Below are 1,125 nucleotides of genomic sequence, written 5' to 3'. Positions count from 1 at the left end.
GTGAGGAGTTTGCGGACCTCGGTGTGGACCCAGCGGACCTTGGCCAGGATCTCGCCGGGGGTCGCGGTCCAGACGAACGGTTTCGCGTCGGTGTTCCACGCGGTGACGTAGTCGTTGATCGCCCTGGTCAGGCGGGTGACGGAGGTGAAGGTGCCGCGCGGGATCGCCTGCCGGGTGATGATCCCGAACCAGATCTCGATCATGTTCAGCCACGAAGAGCCGGTAGGGGTGAAGTGGAAGACGATCCGGGGGTTGGCGGCGAGCCAGGCTTTCACCTCGTCAGTGGCGTGGGTGGACAGGTTGTCGACGACCACGTGCAGCTCGCGGTCGGGGTAGGCGGCGGCGACGGACTTCATGAAGGTCAGGAACTCGCTGCCGCGTCGTTTCGGGAAGCATCGGGCGGTGACCTGGCCGGTGGCGGCATCGAGGGCGGCGAACAGGTTCGTGGTGCCGTGCCGGACGTGGTCGTGGGTGCGTTTCTCGGTGCGGTCGAAGTCGATCGGCAGCAGCGGCTGGGTCCGGTCGAGGGCTTGGACCTGCGTTTTCTCATCGACGCAGAGGACGACCGCCCCGTCGGGCGGGTTCAGGTAGAGGCCGACGATGTCGACGACCTTGTCGGCGAACGCCGGATCCCTGGAGAGCTTGAAGGCGCCGCAGCGGTGCGGGGCAAGTCCATGCTGGCGCCACAGGTCGGCGACGAAGTTGTGCGACACCGTGATGTTCTCGTGTCTGGCCAGGTAGTTCGCCAGTTCCCGGCTCGACCAGTGCGTCAGGCCGGTCACCGCCGGTGGCGTCATCCGGGTCAGGGCGAGGATCCGTGCCCGTGCCGGCCCGGGAACCTCGGCAGGCTTACCCGGGCGGGGCCGATCGGCAAGACCTGCCACGCCATGGGCGTGGTACCGGCGTACCCAGGTGTTCACCGTCGGACGCGACACCCCGGCCAGGACCGCGACCTCCTCCGCGCTGTGGCCCTCGTCGCGCCACAACACCATCCGCGCCTGCCCCGCCACCACCGCGTCCACCCTCCGGTCACCGACCAGACCGGACAGCTCAGTCCGCTGCTGCTGCGTCAACGCCACGAGCCAGAGTCGATCACCACGAGGTAACACCAAGCCACGTAAAACA

Annotated in this window: 1 protein-coding gene; it reads right to left on the bottom strand. The window is 67.7% G+C overall.

Features of this window, described 5'->3' with window-relative positions:
• Positions 1-1,079: IS630 family transposase (locus E1258_RS32770; protein ID WP_132407870.1), on the bottom strand; the 1,079-nt coding region annotated here is incomplete at its 3' end.
• Positions 1,080-1,125 lie beyond the last annotated feature (46 nt).

It is taken from the genome of Micromonospora sp. KC207 (genome assembly GCF_004348615.1).
In the GTDB taxonomy this organism is placed as follows: domain Bacteria; phylum Actinomycetota; class Actinomycetes; order Mycobacteriales; family Micromonosporaceae; genus Micromonospora.
The sequence above is the reverse complement of the archived record's forward strand: the minus strand, read 5'-3'. Positions and strand labels throughout refer to the sequence as shown.